This window comes from Lujinxingia vulgaris (assembly GCF_007997015.1).
Lineage (GTDB): Bacteria > Myxococcota_A > Bradymonadia > Bradymonadales > Bradymonadaceae > Lujinxingia > Lujinxingia vulgaris.
Window position 1 is genome coordinate 1 of sequence record NZ_VOSM01000116.1, and the last position, 506, is coordinate 506.

Genomic DNA, 506 nt, shown 5'->3' on the forward strand with positions numbered 1-506 from the left:
CGTGGCCCTGCCGGTCATGCTGGTGACAACCTTCTGGCCCACGCTGTCCCTGTTCTTCCCCAGGCTTTTCGGATTCTACTGAGCCGGCACGCTGGCTCCATTCTTCAGAAAGGCGTGGAAGTCGTTGATTTCCTGCTGCGTAGGTTCGAGTCCGGTAAAGCAGTGCAAGTAACTGGCCAGATAGGACAGCCGCGTCTCCATCGGTTCGTCAATCTCGAGTGAGTAGTAACCGATCTGCATGAAATAGAGGACACGGGCGCGGATGAAGGCTTCCTCCTCCGGATAGCCATGGCGCTTGAACATACTGGTTAGTGCCGTCATGCGCTTGGCATCGCCCTCGTCGATCACCTGGCGGACCGTGCTTGAGCGGCGTGCCCAGTCGCGCATGGCTATGTCTAGGTGTGGATTGAAGAGCTCTTCGTTGACCCAGCACTCGAAGACGTTCAGTACGCTGCGGCAGGCCGTGTCAGCCGGCCTTTCGGCCCGCTCGAGCAGCGAGCGTGTGT

At 59.1% G+C, this 506-nt stretch carries 1 pseudogene; it reads right to left on the reverse strand.

Features of this window, described 5'->3' with window-relative positions:
• Positions 1–75 precede the first annotated feature (75 nt).
• Positions 76–506 (reverse strand): annotated as a pseudogene (locus FRC98_RS21970) (TetR/AcrR family transcriptional regulator); the annotation flags it as partial.